This window comes from Stenotrophomonas muris, assembly GCF_052751275.1.
In genome coordinates this window covers 47,283-65,194 of record NZ_CP199879.1, presented here as the reverse complement: position 1 = coordinate 65,194, position 17,912 = coordinate 47,283, and the positions used below count along the sequence as shown (strand labels likewise).

General features: G+C 67.7%; 15 protein-coding genes. 12 read left to right on the top strand and 3 right to left on the bottom strand.

Going from position 1 to position 17,912, the window contains the following annotated elements:
* The first annotated feature begins 64 nt into the window (after positions 1-64).
* The 9 genes from ilvC (at position 65) to leuB (ending at position 9,719) form a co-directional block, all read left to right on the top strand.
* Entirely contained in the window at positions 65-1,039 is a 975-nt protein-coding gene (ilvC, locus tag ACUVWL_RS00245; protein ID WP_014648333.1) for a ketol-acid reductoisomerase, read from the top strand.
* Between the two features lie 39 nt (positions 1,040-1,078).
* The gene (ilvG, locus tag ACUVWL_RS00240; RefSeq protein WP_014648334.1) at positions 1,079-2,815 is read left to right on the top strand and encodes an acetolactate synthase 2 catalytic subunit; all 1,737 of its coding nucleotides are present in this window, start codon (positions 1,079-1,081) and stop codon (positions 2,813-2,815) included.
* Positions 2,799-3,050 carry an ACT domain-containing protein gene (locus ACUVWL_RS00235; protein ID WP_014648335.1) on the top strand — a complete coding sequence of 84 codons (252 nt, stop codon included), beginning with the start codon at positions 2,799-2,801 and terminating at the stop codon, positions 3,048-3,050. The genes ilvG and ACUVWL_RS00235 overlap by 17 nt, the downstream gene beginning before the upstream one ends.
* Positions 3,051-3,146: 96 nt before the next feature.
* Positions 3,147-4,238, top strand: coding sequence for a threonine dehydratase (locus tag ACUVWL_RS00230; protein WP_049420878.1), 1,092 nt, complete (start codon positions 3,147-3,149; stop codon positions 4,236-4,238).
* Entirely contained in the window at positions 4,235-5,821 is a 1,587-nt protein-coding gene (locus ACUVWL_RS00225; RefSeq protein ID WP_049440612.1) for a 2-isopropylmalate synthase, read from the top strand. The genes ACUVWL_RS00230 and ACUVWL_RS00225 overlap by 4 nt, the downstream gene beginning before the upstream one ends.
* A gap of 10 nt (positions 5,822-5,831) precedes the next feature.
* Positions 5,832-6,611 (top strand): class I SAM-dependent methyltransferase, encoded by a 780-nt coding sequence (locus ACUVWL_RS00220; RefSeq protein ID WP_445978730.1) that lies wholly within the window; start codon positions 5,832-5,834, stop codon positions 6,609-6,611.
* A gap of 60 nt (positions 6,612-6,671) precedes the next feature.
* Entirely contained in the window at positions 6,672-8,090 is a 1,419-nt protein-coding gene (gene leuC / locus ACUVWL_RS00215) for a 3-isopropylmalate dehydratase large subunit (protein WP_032958185.1), read from the top strand.
* Positions 8,090-8,668, top strand: coding sequence for a 3-isopropylmalate dehydratase small subunit (gene leuD / locus ACUVWL_RS00210; protein ID WP_005410953.1), 579 nt, complete (start codon positions 8,090-8,092; stop codon positions 8,666-8,668). The genes leuC and leuD overlap by 1 nt, the downstream gene beginning before the upstream one ends.
* The gene (gene leuB / locus ACUVWL_RS00205) at positions 8,658-9,719 is read left to right on the top strand and encodes a 3-isopropylmalate dehydrogenase (RefSeq protein ID WP_180835791.1); all 1,062 of its coding nucleotides are present in this window, start codon (positions 8,658-8,660) and stop codon (positions 9,717-9,719) included. The genes leuD and leuB overlap by 11 nt, the downstream gene beginning before the upstream one ends.
* Positions 9,720-9,860: 141 nt before the next feature.
* Here leuB and ACUVWL_RS00200 read toward each other — a convergent pair whose 3' ends face one another.
* Complete coding sequence (locus tag ACUVWL_RS00200; protein ID WP_069117904.1) at positions 9,861-10,634, bottom strand: SDR family oxidoreductase; 774 nt, start codon at positions 10,632-10,634, stop codon at positions 9,861-9,863.
* A 117-nt stretch (positions 10,635-10,751) separates the two neighbouring features.
* Between ACUVWL_RS00200 and ACUVWL_RS00195 the strand changes: the two genes are divergently transcribed.
* Positions 10,752-11,657, top strand: a complete 906-nt coding sequence (locus ACUVWL_RS00195) for a LysR family transcriptional regulator (protein ID WP_014648342.1) — start codon at positions 10,752-10,754, stop codon at positions 11,655-11,657.
* 368 nt (positions 11,658-12,025) lie between these two features.
* Here ACUVWL_RS00195 and ACUVWL_RS00190 read toward each other — a convergent pair whose 3' ends face one another.
* Positions 12,026-15,187, bottom strand: coding sequence for an efflux RND transporter permease subunit (locus ACUVWL_RS00190; protein WP_075077189.1), 3,162 nt, complete (start codon positions 15,185-15,187; stop codon positions 12,026-12,028).
* 4 nt (positions 15,188-15,191) lie between these two features.
* A complete protein-coding gene (locus tag ACUVWL_RS00185) occupies positions 15,192-16,322 on the bottom strand; it encodes an efflux RND transporter periplasmic adaptor subunit (protein ID WP_032958176.1) in 1,131 nt (376 codons plus the stop codon).
* 119 nt (positions 16,323-16,441) lie between these two features.
* Here ACUVWL_RS00185 and ACUVWL_RS00180 point away from each other — a divergent pair, with 119 nt between their 5' ends.
* On the top strand, positions 16,442-17,122 hold the full coding sequence (locus ACUVWL_RS00180) for a TetR/AcrR family transcriptional regulator (protein ID WP_069117902.1): 681 nt from the start codon (positions 16,442-16,444) through the stop codon (positions 17,120-17,122).
* Between the two features lie 136 nt (positions 17,123-17,258).
* Entirely contained in the window at positions 17,259-17,906 is a 648-nt protein-coding gene (locus ACUVWL_RS00175; RefSeq protein ID WP_014648346.1) for a protein-L-isoaspartate O-methyltransferase family protein, read from the top strand.
* Positions 17,907-17,912: the final 6 nt, after the last annotated feature.

The following is a 17,912-nucleotide window of genomic DNA, read 5'->3' as shown; positions in this document are numbered from 1 at the left end:
CGGCCGGTACGTCACCTCGACGACCGGCCGTTCTTTTTTCTTCCCACCGCAAGGAACCTCCCCCATGAGCACCAACGACCTGCCCCAGACCAAGATCGCCGTCATCGGCTACGGCAGCCAGGGCCGCGCCCACGCACTGAACCTGCGCGAATCCGGCTTCGACGTGGTGGTAGGCCTGCGTCCGGGCGGCCCGACCGAAGTCAAGGCACAGGCCGACGGCTTCACCGTGAAAGCACCGGCCGACGCGGTGAAGGATGCGGACCTGGTCGCCGTGCTGACCCCGGACATGGTGCAGAAGAAGCTCTACGACGACGTGCTGGCGCCGAACATGAAGCAGGGTGCGGTGCTGCTGTTCGCGCACGGCCTGAACGTGCACTTCGACATGATCAGGCCGCGCGACGACCTGGACGTGGTGCTGGTTGCGCCCAAGGGCCCGGGCGCGCTGGTGCGCCGCGAGTACGAGATCGGCCGTGGCGTGCCCTGCATCTGGGCGGTCTACCAGGACAAGAGCGGCAAGGCGGCCGAGTACGCACTGGCCTATGCGGCCGGCCTCGGCGGTGCACGCGCCAACCTGATCCAGACCACCTTCAAGGAAGAGACCGAGACCGACCTGTTCGGCGAGCAGGCGGTGCTGTGCGGCGGTGCCTCGGCACTGGTGCAGGCCGGTTTCGAGACCCTGGTCGAAGCGGGCTACCAGCCGGAGATCGCCTACTACGAAGTGCTGCACGAACTGAAGCTGATCGTCGACCTGTTCTATGAAGGCGGTATCTCGCGCATGCTGGAATTCATCTCCGAGACCGCGCAGTACGGCGACTACGTCAGCGGCCCGCGGGTGATCGACGCCGGCACCAAGGCGCGCATGAAGGAAGTGCTGAAGGACATCCAGGACGGCACCTTCACCAAGAACTGGGTGGCCGAGTACGAAGCGGGCCTGCCGAACTACAACCGGTTCAAGCAGGCCGACCTGGAGCACCCGATCGAGAAGGTGGGCAAGGAACTGCGCGCCAAGATGGTCTGGTTGCAAGGACAGGCCGCGTAACCGCGCGGCCCTCCCCCACCCGCTTTGCAAGGTTCCCCCATGAACTCTTCCACACACCGCAGCGCGCCGCCCAACGGCGCGCGCTGGCTGACCCAGGCGCTGGAAGCCGAAGGCATCCGCACGCTGTTCGGCTATCCCGGCGGCACCATCATGCCGTTCTACGACGCGCTGGTGGATTCGTCGCTGAAGCACATCCTGGTGCGCCACGAGCAGGGTGCCGCACTGGCGGCGAATGGATTCGCCCGCGCCAGCGGCCAGGTCGGCGTCTGCGTGGCCACCTCCGGCCCGGGCGCCTCCAACCTGGTCACCGGCATTGCCGATGCGATGCTGGATTCGGTGCCGATGGTCTGCATCACCGGCCAGGTCGCCACGCCGCTGCTGGGTACTGACGCTTTCCAGGAACTGGATGTGTTCGGCCTGACCATGCCGATCGTCAAGCACAGCTGGCTGGTGCGCAGCGTCGACGACCTGCCGCGCGTGGTCGCCGATGCCTTCCGCGTCGCCCGCGAGGGCCGGCCCGGCCCGGTGCTGATCGACCTGCCCAAGGACGTGCAGCTGGCCGATGCCAGCCACCTGCCGGCGCACGTGCCGAGTAGCGTCGAGCCGCCACCTGCGCCGGCCGAAGCGGCCATCGCCGAAGCCATCGCCGCACTGGCGGCCGCCGAGAAGCCGGTGGTCTACGCCGGTGGCGGCATCGCGCTGGGCGATGCGGTGCAGGACCTGCGCGACTTCGTCGAAGCCAGCGCCATCCCCACCGTGATGACCCTGCGTGGCCTGGGCGCGCTGCCGGCCAGCCATCCGCAGTCACTGGGCATGCTGGGCATGCACGGTACCCGCGCGGCCAACATGGCGGTGCAGGAAAGCGACCTGCTGCTGGTGCTGGGTGCACGCTTCGACGACCGCGCCACCGGCAAGCTGGCCGAGTTCGCACCGTTCGCCCGCGTCGTCCATATCGATGCCGACGCCTACGAGATCTCCAAGCTGCGCAGCGCCGATGTCGCCGTGCCTGGCAACGTCGGCCATGCCATCCGTGCCCTGCGTGCGGCCTTCCCCTCCCCCAAGGCCCACCAGGACGCGTGGCGCAGGCGTTGCGCGCAGCACCGCGACCGCTTCTCTGCACGCTACGACGCACCGGGCCAGCACATCTACGCCCCGGCGCTGCTGAAGCGCCTGAGCGAGCTGGCCCCGGCCGATGCGGTGATCGCCTGCGATGTCGGCCAGCACCAGATGTGGGTGGCGCAGCACTGCCGCTTCAACCACCCGCGCAACCACCTGACCAGTGGCGCGCTGGGCACCATGGGCTTCGGCCTGCCGGCGGCGATGGGTGCGCAGTTCGCATGCCCGGAGCGCACCGTGGTGCTGGTGTCCGGCGACGGCAGCTTCATGATGAACGTGCAGGAGCTGGCGACCATCGCGCGTTGCCGCCTGCCGGTGAAGATCGTGCTGCTGGACAACAGTTCGCTGGGCATGGTGCGGCAGTGGCAGGAGCTGTTCTTCGCCGAGCGTTACAGCGAGATCGACCTGTCCGACAACCCGGACTTCGTGGCGCTGGCACAGGTGTTCGGCATCGCCGCCACCCGCATCGACAACCGCGACGACGTGGAAGGCGGCCTGGCCGCGCTGCTGGCCGAACCGGGCCCGGCCCTGCTGCACGTGGCCATCGATGCACGTGCCAACGTGTGGCCACTGGTGCCGCCGAACACCGCCAACAGCACGATGCTGGAAAGCAACCCCGCCCATGCCCGCCAGGAGACCCCCAATGCAATACCGGCTTGACCTGGTGCTGCACCCGGCCGAAGGCGCGCTGCTGCGCGTGATCGGCATGGCCGAACGCCGCGGCTTCGCACCGCGCGCGATCAGCGGTGCGCCGGTGGCCGACGACGATGGCCGCTGGCACCTGCAGCTGGTGGTGGATGGCCAGCGCCCGGCGGAAACGCTGTGCCGGCAGATCGAGAAGATCTACGACTGCGTGTCCGTGCAGGTCACTGCCGTGGAAGGAGCATCCGTATGAACACCCGTACCGTAGTGACCACGGTGCCGGTACGGAGGCGTCTTCTTCGCCGCCCGTGCCCGCATGCGGCGGTCGCCCGCACCGCGCTGGTGGCCCATGCCGGCCGCTGATGCCAGCCAGGAAAGCGATGTCGGCGACGTAAGCGTCGCCGACGTACTGGCGGCGCAGGCCCGGCTGCGCCGCTTCCTGCCGCCTACCCCGCTGCACCATGCCGAGCGCTTCGGCACCTGGCTGAAGCTGGAGAACCTGCAGCGCACCGGGTCCTACAAGGTCCGCGGCGCGTTGAACGCGCTGCTGGCCGGCCGCGAGCGCGGCGATACCCGGCCGGTGATCTGCGCCTCGGCCGGCAACCATGCCCAGGGCGTGGCGTGGGCGGCCTACCGCCTGGACGTGCCGGCCATCACCGTGATGCCACATGGCGCACCGGCCACCAAGATCGCCGGCGTCGCCCACTGGGGCGCGACCGTTCGCCAGCACGGCACCAGCTACGACGAGGCCTACGCCTTCGCGGTCGAACTGGCACAGCGACACGGCTACCGCTTCCTGTCCGCGTTCGACGACGCCGATGTGATCGCGGGCCAGGGCACGGTCGGCATCGAGCTGGCCGCACACGCGCCGGACGTGGTGATCGTGCCGATCGGCGGCGGTGGACTGGCCTCCGGCGTTGCACTGGCGCTGAAATCGCAGGGCGTTCGCGTGATTGGCGCGCAGGTGGAAGGCGTCGATTCGATGGCACGTGCGATCCGCGGCGACGTGCGCGAGATCGCCCCGGTTGCCTCTCTGGCCGACGGCGTGCGGGTGAAGATTCCCGGCTTCCTGACCCGCCGCCTGTGCACCTCGCTGCTGGACGATGTGGTGATCGTGCGCGAGGCCGAACTGCGCGAAACGCTGGTCCGGCTGGCGCTGGAGGAACACATCATCGCCGAGGGCGCGGGCGCGTTGGCGCTGGCGGCCGGCCGCCGCGTCGCCGGCCGCCGCAAGTGTGCGGTGGTGTCCGGCGGCAACATCGATGCCGGTGTCCTGGCCGGCCTGCTCACCGACATCCGTCCGCGCCCGCCACGCAAACCGCGGCGACGGCGCAGCGAAACCCCGCGCTCGCCGACCAAGGCCAGCGCCCTCGCCTCCCCCGCCTCTTCCCCTTCCCCCCTGCAAGCCGTCGCACCCGCTGTCGAGGAGATTTCCCTGTGACCACCATCGAACGAATTACCACCCCGCGCATCCGCATCTTCGACACCACCCTGCGTGACGGCGAGCAGTCCCCCGGCTGCAGCATGAGCCCGCCGCAGAAGCTGGTGATGGCGCGTGCGCTGGACGAACTGGGCGTGGACATCATCGAGACCGGCTTCCCGGCCAGCTCGCAATCCGACCGCGAGGCGATGGCGATGATCGGCCGCGAGCTGCGCCGCCCGAGCCTGAGCCTGGCGGTGCTGTCGCGCTGCCTGCAGGCCGATATCGAGACCTCCGCACGTGCACTGGAAGCGGCAGCCAACCCGCGCCTGCACGTGTTCCTGTCGACCAGCCCGCTGCACCGCGAGCACAAGCTGCGGATGACCCGCGAGCAGGTGCTGGAGTCGGTACGCAAGCACGTCTCGTTGGCCCGTTCCTACATCGACGACGTCGAGTTCTCGGCCGAGGATGCCACCCGCACCGAGCTGGACTACCTGATCGAGGTTTCGCGCGTGGCCATTGCCGCCGGCGCCACCACCATCAACCTGCCCGACACCGTCGGCTTCACCACGCCGGAAGAAATCCGCGCGATGTTCCAGCAGGTCATCGCCGGCGTCGCCGACGTGCCGAACGCGGCCAACGTGATCTTCAGCGCGCACTGCCACAACGACCTGGGCCTGGCGGTGGCCAACTCGCTGGCCGCCATCGAAGGCGGTGCACGCCAGGTCGAGTGCACCATCAACGGCATCGGCGAGCGCGCCGGCAACTGTTCGCTGGAAGAGATCGCGATGGTGCTGAAGGTCCGCCAGGCCTTCTACGAACAGGACAGTTCGATCAACACCCCACGCATCGTCGGCACTTCGCAGCTGCTGCAGCGTCTGGTCGGCATGCCGGTACAGCGCAACAAGGCCATCGTCGGTGCCAACGCGTTCGCCCATGAATCGGGCATCCACCAGCACGGCATGCTGCGCCACCGCGGCACCTACGAAATCATGCGTCCGGAAGACGTGGGCTGGGAAGATTCGCAGATGGTGCTGGGCCGCCACAGTGGCCGCGCCGCCGTCGAAGCGCGCCTGCGTGCGTTGGGCTTCTGGCTGGACGAAGACGAACTGAAGCTGGTGTTCGAGCAGTTCAAGGGCCTGTGCGAACAGCAGCGCGTGGTCACCGATGCCGACCTGCAGACGTTGATGCAGGGCGGCTCCAGCGCGCAGGGCTACCGCCTGGCCTCGATGACCATCAGCGACGTCGGCAGCCGCGCCAACGCGCTGGTCGAACTGTCCGACCCGGATGGCAACCGCGTGGCCGAGACCGCGCAGGGCGACGGCCCGGTCGATGCGCTGTTCGGCGCGCTGTCGGCCGCCACCGGCGTGCAGCTGATGCTGGACAGCTATCACGTGCACAGCGTCGGCATCGGTGCCGATGCGCGTGGCGAAGCCAACCTGAGTGTGCGCCATGACGGCGTGGAGTACGACGGCACCGGCACCAGCAAGGACATCATCGAAGCCTCCGCGCTGGCCTGGCTGGATGTGGCCAACCGCCTGCTGCGCCAGCGTCAGGCCGCCGTCCACAGCAGCACCGACGTTCCCGCTTCCGCCACCGCCTGAGGATCCCACCATGAGCGCCTTCGACACCCCCACCCAGGCCAGCGCCGCTGGCCAGCAGTGGAACGCCCAGGACTATGCGATCGATGCCGGCTTCGTGCCGCTGCTCGGCGGTGCGGTATCGCGCCTGCTCGACCCGCGCGCCGGTGAGCGCATCCTCGACCTGGGCTGTGGCGATGGCGTACTCAGCACCGAACTGGCCCTGAGCGGTGCGCGCATCCACGGCGTGGATGCCTCGCCGGAACTGGTGATCGCCGCCCGTGCGCGCGGCGTCGACGCCCAGCTGATGGACGGCCACGCACTGTCGTTCGACAGCGAGTTCGATGCGGTGTTCAGCAATGCGGCACTGCATTGGATGACGACTCCGGACCGCGTGCTGGAAGGCGTGCGCCGCGCCCTGCGCCCCGGTGGCCGCTTCGTCGCGGAGTTCGGCGGCCACGGCAACGTGGCCACGATCATCGCGGCCGTGCAGGCCGCGCGCGTGGCCCACGGGCATGGCGCCAGCACCTTCCGGTGGTACTTCCCGACGGCCGATGCCTACGCCGATCGCCTGCGCCAGCATGGCTTCCAGGTGCAACTGATCGAGTGCACGCCGCGCCCGACCGCACTGCCGACCGGCGTGGCCGGCTGGCTGCGGGTATTCGCCGCACCGCTGCTGGACGACCTGCCGGCCGAGGCCCGCGCCACCGTGCGCGAGGCGGCCACCGCACTGCTGGCCGAGCTGCCGCGTGACGCATCTGGCCAGCCGCTGGCCGACTACGTGCGCCTGCGTGTGCTCGCCCGCCGTCGCTGACTTGACCGTTCCGCTTTCCTTACTGATGTTCGCTATTTCGTACTTCTGCCAGGCATACGCATGACTTCCGCACCCCGCACCCTGTACGACAAACTGTGGGACGCCCACGTGGTGGTTCCCGAATCCGACAGCGCGCCCGCCGTGCTGTACATCGACCTGCACCTGATCCACGAGGTGACCTCGCCGCAGGCCTTCACCGAACTGCGCGAACGCGGCTTGTCGCCGCGCCGGCCGGACCGCACCAAGGCGACGATGGACCACTCCACGCCGACCCTGCCGGCCGCCGCGGACGGCACGCTGCCCTATGCCAGCGCCGCCTCCGAGGCACAGGTCGCCACGCTGGCGCGCAACTGCGCCGAGCACGGCATCGAGCTGTTCGACATGGCCTCGGACAACCGCGGCATCGTCCACGTGATCGCGCCCGAGCAGGGCTTCACCCAGCCGGGCATGACCATCGTCTGCGGCGACAGCCACACCTCCACCCACGGTGCCTTCGGTTCGCTGGCGTTCGGCATCGGCACCAGCGAGGTCGGCCACGTGCTGGCCACGCAATGCCTGCTGCAGCGCAAGGCGAAGACGCTGGCGATCACCGTCGATGGGCCGCTGGCGCCGGGTGTCGGCGCCAAGGACGTGGTTCTGCACATCATCGGCGTGATCGGCGTCAATGGCGGCACCGGCCACGTGATCGAGTTCCGCGGCAGCACCATCGAAGCGATGGACATGGAACAGCGCATGACCCTGTGCAACATGTCGATCGAAGCGGGTGCGCGTGCCGGTATGGTGGCGCCGGACCAGGTCACCTTCGACTTCGTCGCCAACACCCCGCGCGGCCCAAAGGGCGCCGATTTCGAGGCTGCGGTGGCGCGCTGGCAGCAGCTGCGCAGTGATGACGGCGCGCGCTTCGACAGCGAAGTGCACATCGACGCCGCCGATATCCGCCCGACCCTGACCTGGGGCACCCACCCGGGTACCGCCATCGCGGTGGATGCGCCGATCCCGGCCGCCAACGATGCCGCCGCACAGAAGGGCCTGGACTACATGCATTTCCAGGCCGGCAAGGCGCTGGCCGGAACACCGGTGGACGTGGTGTTCGTCGGTTCCTGCACCAACGGCCGCCTGAGTGACATGCGTGAGGTGGCGCAGGTACTGCGCGGTCGTCGCGTCGCCGACCGGGTGCGCATGCTGGTGGTGCCGGGCTCGGAGATCGTCAAGCGAGAGGCCGAGGCCGAAGGCATCCATGAGATCGTGCGCGCGGCCGGTGCCGAATGGCGCGAGCCGGGCTGCTCGATGTGCATCGCCATGAATGGTGATCTGGTCGCGCCCGGGCAACTGGCCGTGAGTACCAGCAACCGTAATTTCGAAGGCCGCCAGGGTCCCGGTTCGCGCACCCTGCTGGCCTCACCGATGAGCGCGGCGTGGGCCGCGGTGAACGGGCATGTCGCCGACACCCGCGAGCTGTTCGCACAGGAGGTGGCGTGATGGCCGGTTTCCGTACCTTGACCTCGGCCAGCGTGGTGCTGCGCCAGACCAACATCGACACCGACCAGATCATCCCGGCGCGGTTCCTGTCCACCACCGAACGCGCCGGCCTGGGCCGCAACGCCTTCAATGACTGGCGCTGGCAGGCCGACGGTTCACCGGTGGCCGACTTCGCCTTCAACCAGCCGCACAACGCCGGCCGCAGCATCCTGCTGGCGGGTCGCAACTTCGGCTGCGGCTCGTCGCGCGAACATGCACCGTGGGCGCTGACCGACCTGGGCCTGCGCGCCATCGTCAGCAGCGAGATCGCCGACATCTTCCGTGGCAACTCGCTGAAGAACGGCCTGCTGCCGATCGTGCTGGACGAGGCCGACGTGCAGGCGCTGATGCAGCGCCCGGATGATGAGCTGACCATCGACGTGGCCGCGCGCGAACTGCGCACGCCGGACGGCCGCGTCTATTCCTTCCCGCTGGACGGCTTCTCGCAGACCTGCCTGCTGGAAGGTGTCGACCAGTTGGGGTATCTGTTGGGCCGTGTCCCTGAAATCGAACGTTACGAGAGTGAGCATGCACGCTGAAATTGTTGTCCTGCCCGGTGATGGCATCGGCCCGGAAGTGGCCGCCGCGGCAGTCGCCGTCCTGAAGGCCGTCGCCGAACGCTTCAACCACACCTTCACCTTCAGCGAGCACGACATCGGTGGCATCGCCATCGACCGCCACGGCGAACCGCTGCCGGCGTCGACCCTGGCCGCCTGCCAGGCCGCCAGCGCGGTGCTGCTGGGCGCAGTCGGTGGCCCGAAGTGGTCCGACCCGAACGCCAAGGTGCGTCCGGAACAGGGCCTGCTGGCGATCCGCAAGGCGCTGGGCCTGTACGCCAACCTGCGCCCGGTGCGCACCCATGAGGCCGCGCTGCACGCCTCGCCGATCAAGGCCGAGCTGCTGCAGGGTGTGGACTTCGTGGTGGTGCGCGAACTGACCGGCGGCATCTACTTCGGCGACAAGACCCGCGATGCCGACAGTGCCAGCGACCTGTGCCGCTACACCGTGGCCGAGATCGAGCGCGTGCTGCGCAGTGCCTTCCGCCTGGCCCGGCAGCGGCGTGGCAAGGTCACCTCGGTGGACAAGGCCAACGTGTTGGAAACCTCGCGCCTGTGGCGCGACGTGGCCGCGCGCATCGGCCGCGAGGAGTTCCCGGAGGTGGCGCTGGAGCACCAACTGGTCGATTCGATGGCCATGCACCTGCTGGCCAAGCCGCGCGAGTACGACGTGATCGTCACCGAGAACATGTTCGGCGACATCCTCACCGACGAAGCCTCGATGCTGGCCGGCTCACTCGGCCTGCTGCCCTCGGCCTCGCTGGGTGAACCGGGTGCGGTCGGCATCTACGAACCGATCCACGGTTCGGCCCCGGACATCGCCGGCAAGGGCATCGCCAATCCCTACGCGACGATCTTCAGCGCGGCGATGCTGCTGCGCCATTCGCTGGGGCTGGAAGCCGAAGCCGCAGCAGTGGAAGCGGCGGTGCACGCGGTGCTGGATGATGGGGTGTTCACTGCCGACCTGGCCGCCAAGGGCCAGGCCGTGAGTACCGCCGCCGCCACGGATGCGGTGCTGGCCAAACTCAACTGATCCGATGGCGCCACTCCATGCGTGGCGCCTCTGCCTTTGGTCATTGTGCGCAGCCACCCATGGGGTGGCTCTACTGTAGATCCACGCCATGCGTGGATCGTTCGAATGTCGCGCAGCAGATCCACGCCATGCACGGCTGCATTATTTGGTGGTGTACCCACCATTGACCAGGATGGTCTGCCCGGTCATCCACCAGCCATCGGTGACCAGGAAGCGGATCCACGGCACGATGTCGGCGATGTCGGTCAGGCCGGTACGGGTGAACGCCGAGAGCGCGGCCGCGGTCTTGTGGTACGCCTGTGCATCGGCACTCTCGGCCGGGTAGAAGAACGGCGTGTCCATCGGGCCCGGCCCGATCGCAGTCACCGAGATGCCGCGCTCACCGAACTCCTTTGACGCCGCGCGGGTGAAATGCTCGACCGGCGCCTTGGTGCCGGCATAGCTGGAATAGAACGGCGTGAACGCACCCAGCAGCGAGGTGACCAGGGTGCAGATGCGGCCACCGTCATTGACGTGGCGGCCTGCTTCCTTGAGGAAGAAGAACGCCGCCTTGGCGTTGACCGCGCTCATCTCGTCGTACTCCGCTTCGCTGATGTCCAGCAGCGGCTTCTTCAATACCTTGCCGACCGTATTGATGGCGATGTCGGGACGGCCGGCTGCGGCCACGGCATCGGCGAACAAGCGCTCCATCGCTGCCGCCGAGGTCAGGTCGCCCTGCAGGGCCACCGCCTTGCTGCCGGCCGCCTGCACGGCGGCAACGGTTGCTTCTGCATCGGCCTGGGTCGCGGCACTGTTGTAGTGGATGACGATGGCTTTGGCGCCCTGTGCGGCGAAGTCGCGGGCGATCAGGCCGCCCAGGTTCTTGGCGCCACCGGCGATCAGCACGGTCTTGCCCTTGAGGGAATGCTCGGTCATGGCTTCGGTCTCGGGAGGGGGCTGCCCGGGGTGGCAACCCTGCCCTGACGACGATATCGTGCAGAAAAAGCGGATAAAGCCCGCCACATTGACTTAACTTTCCAGAGCCAGCGAACAATGGACCGGATCGATCGCTTCCGCATCTTCACCCGGGTCGTGGAGTGCGCGAGCTTCACCCGCGCCGCCGACCAGCTCGGCCTGCCCCGTTCGACCGTCTCGGCGGCGATTGCCGAGCTGGAACAGCGGCTTGGCACCCGCCTGCTGCAGCGCTCGACCCGACGGGTATCCACCACCCATGACGGCGACGTGTTCCATGCCCGCTGCCTGCGCCTGATCGCGGAGGTTGAAGACGCCGAGTCGCTGTTCCGGCAGGACGACGCGCAACCGGCCGGTTTGCTGAAGATCGACGTACCCAGCCGCATCGGCCGTCGCATCATCGCCCCGGCGTTGCCGGATTTCTTCGCGCGCTACCCGCAGGTGGAACTGGACCTGGGCATGACCGACCGCGCGGTGAACCTGATCGAAGACGGCTGCGATGCGGTGCTGCGGGTCGGCCAGCTGGGCGATTCCAGCCTGGTGGCGCGCACGCTGGGCCAACTCGACTTCGTCAACGTGGCCGCGCCGGCCTACCTGCGCGAGCACGGCATGCCGCAGCACCCTGCCGACCTGCAGCAGCACCGCGCGGTGAACTACGCATCGCCGACCACGGCACGGGTGGAACCGTGGGAATGGCAGGATGGCGGCCAGCTGCGCACGCTGCCGATGCCCGGCTGGGTACGCGTGAACAGCGCCGAGGCCTCGATCGCGTGCTGCGTGGCGGGATTGGGGCTGTTGCAGATTCCGCGCTACGACGTGCAGGCCGAGCTGCAGTCAGGCGCATTGGTGGAGGTGATGCCGCAGTACGCGGCGCAGCCGCTGCCGGTGACCCTGCTGCAACCGCATCGGCAACACCGTGCACTGCGCGTGCAGGTGTTCGTCGAGTGGCTGCTGCCAGTGCTGCGGATCGGCCTGCAGCTGCAGTAGATCCACGCCATGCGCGGGTGCTTCTGTAGAGTCGAGCCATGCTCGACTCATCCCATCATCGCGCGAAGAGCGAAGAGCAGCCGAGCATGGCTCGGCTCTACAGAAAGCAGATCCCGCGAGCAGATCAGTCCACGCCATGCGTGGATGCATGCTGCAGTGCCAACCAAGGTTGGCACCTACCAGGGCAACGATCCGCTGCTGTAGATGCACGTCATGCGTGGGTGCTTCTGTAGAGTCGAGCCATGCTCGACTCATCCCATCATCGCGCATAGCGCAGCCGAGCATGGCTCGGCTCTACAGAAGGCAGATTCCGCGAGCAGATCCATCCACGCCATGCGTGGATGGGTGCAGCCGCAGATCCCGGGGCATTACGCCCCGGATTCGTCCGGCTTCACCCGGAACCACGCCGCGTACAACGCCGGCAGGAACACCAGCGTCAGCACCGTACCCACGATCAGACCACCCATGATCGAGATCGCCATCGAGCCATAGAACGCGCTGCGCGACAGCGGAATCATTGCCAGCACGGCCGCCAGCGCGGTCAGCACGATCGGGCGGAAGCGGCGCACCGTGGCATCGATGATCGAATGCCAGCGATCATGCCCGGCATCGATGTCCTGCTGGATCTGGTCGATCAGGATCACCGAGTTGCGCATGATCATGCCCGCCAGCGCGATCGTGCCCAGCAGCGCGACGAAGCCGAACGGCGCACGGAACAGCAGCAGGAACAGGGTCGCACCGATGATGCCCAGCGGCGCGGTCACCAGCACCATCGCCGCACGCGAGAAGCTGCGCAGCTGCAGCATCAGCAGCGTCGCCACCACCACCAGGAACAGCGGCATGCCGGCCTTGATCGAGTTCTGCCCGCGCGCCGAGTCCTCCACGGTGCCGCCGGTTTCCAGCAGGTAGCCGCTGGGCAGCTCGGCACGGATGCCATCCAGCGTGGGCACGATCTGGTGCACCACGTCCAGCGCCTGCATGCCATCGCTGATGTCGGCGCGCACGGTCACGGTCGGCAACCGGTTGCGGTGCCAGATGATGCCGTCCTCGAAGCCGTACTCCATCGTCGCCACCTGCGACAGCGTGATGCTGCCGCCGTTCGCGGTCGGCATCGACAGGCTGGACAGCAGCTCCAGCTGGTTGCGCTCATCGGCCGGCCCGCGCAGCAGCATCTCGATCTGGCGGTTGCCTTCGCGATACACGCTCACCGACTGGCCGGCCAGCGAACTGGCCAGGAACTGGCTGACCTGGGCGCTGCTCACGCCCAGCGCGCGGGCACGCTCCTGGTCGATCACCAGCCGCACCACCTTGCTCGGCTCGCTCCAGTCCAGGTTGACGTTCATCACGTGCGGGTTCTCACGCACCTTGGCCTCGACCTGGCGCGCGATCGCCTGCACCTTCTCGATGTGCTCGCCGGAGATGCGCATCTGCACCGGATAACCGACCGGCGGGCCGTTCTCCAGGCGGGTCACGCGCATCTGCACGTCCGGGAACTTCGGAATCACCTCGTGCAGCAGCCAGTCACGAGTGCTTTCGCGCGATTTGATGTCCTTGGCCAGCACCACGAACTGGGCGAAGTTGGTCGCCGGCAGCTGCTGGTCCAGCGGCAGGTAGAAGCGCGGCGAACCGGTACCCACATAGGACACATAGTTGGCGATGCCCTCGCGGCTGGACAGCAGCTTCTCCAGCTTCTCGGCCTGGGCCTGGGTCGAGCGCAGCGACGCCCCCTCGGCCAGCTCGATGTCCACCATCAGTTCCGGCCGGGTCGAGTCCGGGAAGAACTGCTGCGGCACGAAGCGGAACATCATCAGTGAGAACACGAACAGGGCGACGGTCGCGGCGATCACCCACCAGCGGCGGCGCAGGCAGGCGTCGAGGAAGCGCCGGAAGCTGCGGTAGAACGGGCGCTGGTAGGGATCGTGGTCGTGCCCATGCTGCGGCGGTGCGATCAGGTTGGCCAGCGCCGGATAGCGGTCGGCCCACTGCTGGCGCTTGGCCAGCCAACGCGCGGACAGGCTGCCGGGCTTCGGCGGCTGCGGATTGAACAGGTCCGGCAGCATCTTGTCGCCCAGGTACGGGATGAACAGCACCGCTGCGATCCATGACACTACCAGTGCGATGGTCACCACCTGGAACAGCGAACGGGTGTATTCACCGGTGCTCGATGCCGCCGTGGCGATCGGCAGGAAGCCGGCTGCCGTGATCAATGTGCCGGTCAGCATCGGGAACGCGGTCGATTCCCAGGCGAAGCTGGCCGCGCGCAGGCGATCAAAGCCCTGCTCCATCTTGGTGGCCATCATCTCCACCGCGATGATCGCATCGTCCACCAGCAGGCCCAGCGCCAGCACCAGTGCGCCCAGCGAAATCTTGTGCAGGCCGATGTCGAAGTAATGCATGACGAAGAAGGTCATCGCCAGCACCAGCGGAATGGTCACGCCCACCACCAGGCCGGTGCGCAGGCCCAGCGAGAAGAAACTGACCAGCAGCACGATCACCACCGCTTCGGTCAGCACCTGCACGAACTCGCCAACCGACTCCTCCACCGACTGCGGCTGGTCGGACACCTTGCGCAGCTGCATGCCGGCCGGCAGGGTCTTCTGAAGCCGCTCGAACTCGGCGTCGAGGTTGGCGCCCAGCTTGAGGATGTCACCGCCATCCTTCATCGCCACCGCCAGGCCGATCGCCTCTTCGCCCATGAAGCGCATCTTCGGCGACGCCGGATCGGCGAAGCCACGCTTGACCTCGGCAATGTCGCCCAGGTGCACGGTGCGGTCGCCAGCACGGATCGGGAACTGGCGGATGGCGTCGATGTCGTTGAACTGGCCCGTCACGCGCAGCTGCACGCGATCGGTGGCGGTCTCGAAGAAGCTGGTGCCGGTGATCGCATTCTGGTCGGCCAGCGCCTGCTGCACCTGCTGCATCGACACACCCAGCGTTGCCAGCCGGGTGTTGGACAGTTCGATCCACACCTTCTCGTCCTGCAGGCCGACCAGGTCGATCTTGCCGACATCGGGTACGCGCTGCAGTTCCAGCTGGATGCGGTCGGCGTAGTCGCGCATCACCGCGTAGTCGAAGCCCTTGCCGGTCAACGCATAGATGTTCCCGTAGGTGTCGCCGAACTCATCGTTGAAGAACGGGCCGACAATCTCGCGCGGCAGCGTCGCACGGATGTCGCCCACGCGCTTGCGAACCTGGTACCACAGGTCCGGGATCTGCTTGGAACGCAGGCTGTCGCGCGCCATGAAGATGACCTGCGATTCGCCGGGGCGCGAATAGGAGCGGATGAACTCGTACTCGCCGGTGTTCATCAGCGCCTTCTCGATCGGCTCGGTCACCTGCCGCGAGACCTGTTCGGCGGTGGCGCCCGGCCAAAGCGTGCGCACCACCATCGCCTTGAAGGTGAATGGCGGATCCTCGGACTGGCCCAGATGCTTGTACGACCATGCGCCGATCAGCGCGAAGGCAAGCATCGCGAACAGCACCAGCGGGCGGTTGGACAACGCCCACTCGGAAAGATTGAAGCGGCGCACCGGCTTACTCCTTGGCCTTGGCGGCAGCGGCCGGCGTGGCCGGCTTCAGCACCGGGCGGTTCTGGCGGTCCACGGCGATCACCGGCTGGCCGGCACGCAACAGGTGTCCGCCGGCAGCGACCACCCAGTCACCCGCATTCACGCCGGACAGCACCGGCACCGATTCGCTGCCATAGGCACCGGTGGTGACCGACGCGGCCTTCAGCGTGCTGTTGGCCGGATCGACCACCCACACGCTGGCGGCACCGTTGGCACCGCGCTGCAGCGCACCGAGCGGCAGCTGCAGGGTGCCGTGGCGGCCGGCGCTGCTGTAGACGCGCGCGCTCTGGCCCAGTTCGACATCGGCCAGCGCATCGGCGGGCAGGCTGACCCGGGTTGCATAGGTGCGTGCCTGTGGATCGGCGGCAGCGGCGATCTCGCGGATCGTGCCTGGCAGGCGCTGGCCAGGACGGTTCCACAGCTCCACCTCGACCGGCTGGCCCACCGCATAGTCGCGGATGGTGGCCTCGGGCAGGTCGATCAGCACTTCGCGCCCGCCATCGGCGGCCAGGTTGAAGATGGTCTGGCCGGCCGACACCACCTGCCCGGCTTCGGCCTCGCGGCTGGCGATCACGCCATCGGACGGCGCGCGCAGCTGTGCGTAGTCGGCCTGGTTGCGCAGCACATCGAGGTTGGCGCGGGCGGCGTTGGCCTGGCCCTGCGCGGCCTTGAAGGCGGCGGACTGCTGGTCCAGCTGCGAGCGGCTGACCAGCTGCTGGTCGGCCAGCACCTGGTAGCGCTTGAGGTCATCACGGGCACGCACCAGATCGGCTTCGGCCGCAGCAAGCTGCGCCTGCGAGGCGCGGGCCTGCAGCGCGAAGTCGGCCACGTCCAGCTCGGCCAGCACGTCGCCCTTCTTCACCCGTTGCCCGGCATCGACGTGGCGCTTGACCAGGTTGCCGCCAACGCGGAACGACAGTGGACTTTCCTGCCGCGCACGCACCGTGCCCGGGAACGCCGCCGGCGCCTGCCCGGCCTGCTCGCCAGGGTGAACCACCAGCACCGGAACGGCCGCCTGGGGCGCCTGTTCCTGTCCCGAACAGGCTGCCAGCGCAGCCATCCACACCATACCGCCCATCCAGCGCACGATCTTCATCGGTCAACGTCCTGAAAACGCAGGGTTGCAACTAAGGGGGGAGCCGCGACTGCCGGCCCAATTTAATAAACCGGCCGGTATAGTATAAATATCGAACCGCTTGGTCTAGTATTGTCGTGATGAGTTCTCACACTTCCCGCAAGCCGTCGGCCAAGCCCGCTGCCAAGGCCGCCGGACCCGGGCGCCCCAAGGACCTCGGCAAGCGCGCGGCGATCCTTGAAGCAGCCAAGACACTGTTCATCGAACAGGGCTATACCGGCGTGAGCATGGACACCATCGCCGCTCAGGCCGGCGTCTCGAAACTGACTGTGTACAGCCACTTCGGCGACAAGGAGACCCTGTTCTCCGAGGCCGTGCAGTCGAAGTGCATTGAAATGCTGCCCGATGCCCTGTTCGTGGCCGACGCGGACGGCCCGCTGCGCGACCAGCTGATCGGGATCGGTCTGGCCTTCTTCGAACTGATCACGTCCGATGCGGCGATCTCGATCCAGCGCATGATGATGGCGCCGGAGACCGACGAACGCCTGCGCGAGCTGTTCTGGAAGGCAGGACCGGAACGTACCTGCGAGGCCCTGGCTGACTTCCTGCGGGCACGCGCCGAGCGCGGCGAGCTGGAAATCACCGACTATTCGCTGGCTGGCGAGCAGTTCCTGACCCTGGTCAAGGGTGAAGTGCACATGCATATGATGTGCGGCATGCCACTGTCACCGGTGGAATGCGACCCTCTTGCCCACGTGACTGCCAGCATCGACTTCTTCCTGCGCGCCTATGCGCCGCGAGGGGTCGGGACGGCTGAATAACCAAAACTGAACGAACCGGAGGTCGCGATGACTTCCGGCACTGCGACCCCGGCCACCCGGCAGCTGATGCTCTGGGCGCGCCGCCGGCCTCCGGCACCGGTAAAATGGCCGGCCCACTGCGCTGGATTTGAACCTCATGACGATTGATTACGCCCACGCCCGCGAACTGATGGTGGAACAGCAGATCCGTCCCTGGGACGTGCTGGACATCAAGGTGCTCGACGTCCTGGCCCGCCTGCCGCGCGAGGCTTTTGTCGCCGATGCACACCGGGCACTGGCCTACGCCGACGTCGAACTGCCGATCGGCCATGGCCAGAAGATGATGAAGCCGGTCATCGAGGGCCGTACCCTGCAGGCGCTGGACCTGCAGCCGGGTGACGAAGTGCTGGAAATCGGCACCGGCAGCGGCTTCCTGTCGGCCTGCATCGGCGCGCTGGCGCGCGACGTGCTGAGCCTGGAAATCGACCCGGAGCTGGCCGCCGCCGCGCGCGCCCGCCTGGACGCGTCCGGCCTGGGCACCAACGTCCGCGTGGAAGTGGCCGACGCCCTGTCCTGGCAGACCGAACGCCGCTTTGACGTGATCTGTGTCACTGGTGCGGTCGACGTGGTGCCGTCACAGTTCGCCTCGTGGCTGCGTCCGGGTGGTCGCCTGTTCGTGATCCACGGCCGCTCGCCGGCGATGGAGGCCCTGCTGGTCAAGGCCGACGGCAGCAGCGAGTCCCTGTTCGAGACCGATATCGATTACCTGCGTGGTGCCGCCCCGGCCCCCCAGTTCCACCTCTGAGTCCAA

Excerpts from the sequence above, each read along its gene's own strand:
- ACUVWL_RS00235 (WP_014648335.1), top strand. The coding sequence starts at position 2,799 with ATGCAATACCGGCTTGACCTGGTGCTGCACCCGGCCGAAGGCGCGCTG.
- ACUVWL_RS00200 (WP_069117904.1), bottom strand. The coding sequence starts at position 10,634 with ATGACCGAGCATTCCCTCAAGGGCAAGACCGTGCTGATCGCCGGTGGC.
- ACUVWL_RS00180 (WP_069117902.1), top strand. The coding sequence starts at position 16,442 with ATGAGTTCTCACACTTCCCGCAAGCCGTCGGCCAAGCCCGCTGCCAAG.
- leuB (WP_180835791.1), top strand. The coding sequence starts at position 8,658 with ATGCACGCTGAAATTGTTGTCCTGCCCGGTGATGGCATCGGCCCGGAA.
- ACUVWL_RS00230 (WP_049420878.1), top strand. The coding sequence starts at position 3,147 with ATGCCGGCCGCTGATGCCAGCCAGGAAAGCGATGTCGGCGACGTAAGC.
- ilvC (WP_014648333.1), top strand. The coding sequence starts at position 65 with ATGAGCACCAACGACCTGCCCCAGACCAAGATCGCCGTCATCGGCTAC.
- ilvG (WP_014648334.1), top strand. The coding sequence starts at position 1,079 with ATGAACTCTTCCACACACCGCAGCGCGCCGCCCAACGGCGCGCGCTGG.
- ACUVWL_RS00175 (WP_014648346.1), top strand. The coding sequence starts at position 17,259 with ATGACGATTGATTACGCCCACGCCCGCGAACTGATGGTGGAACAGCAG.
- leuC (WP_032958185.1), top strand. The coding sequence starts at position 6,672 with ATGACTTCCGCACCCCGCACCCTGTACGACAAACTGTGGGACGCCCAC.
- leuD (WP_005410953.1), top strand. The coding sequence starts at position 8,090 with ATGGCCGGTTTCCGTACCTTGACCTCGGCCAGCGTGGTGCTGCGCCAG.
- ACUVWL_RS00220 (WP_445978730.1), top strand. The coding sequence starts at position 5,832 with ATGAGCGCCTTCGACACCCCCACCCAGGCCAGCGCCGCTGGCCAGCAG.
- ACUVWL_RS00185 (WP_032958176.1), bottom strand. The coding sequence starts at position 16,322 with ATGAAGATCGTGCGCTGGATGGGCGGTATGGTGTGGATGGCTGCGCTG.
- ACUVWL_RS00195 (WP_014648342.1), top strand. The coding sequence starts at position 10,752 with ATGGACCGGATCGATCGCTTCCGCATCTTCACCCGGGTCGTGGAGTGC.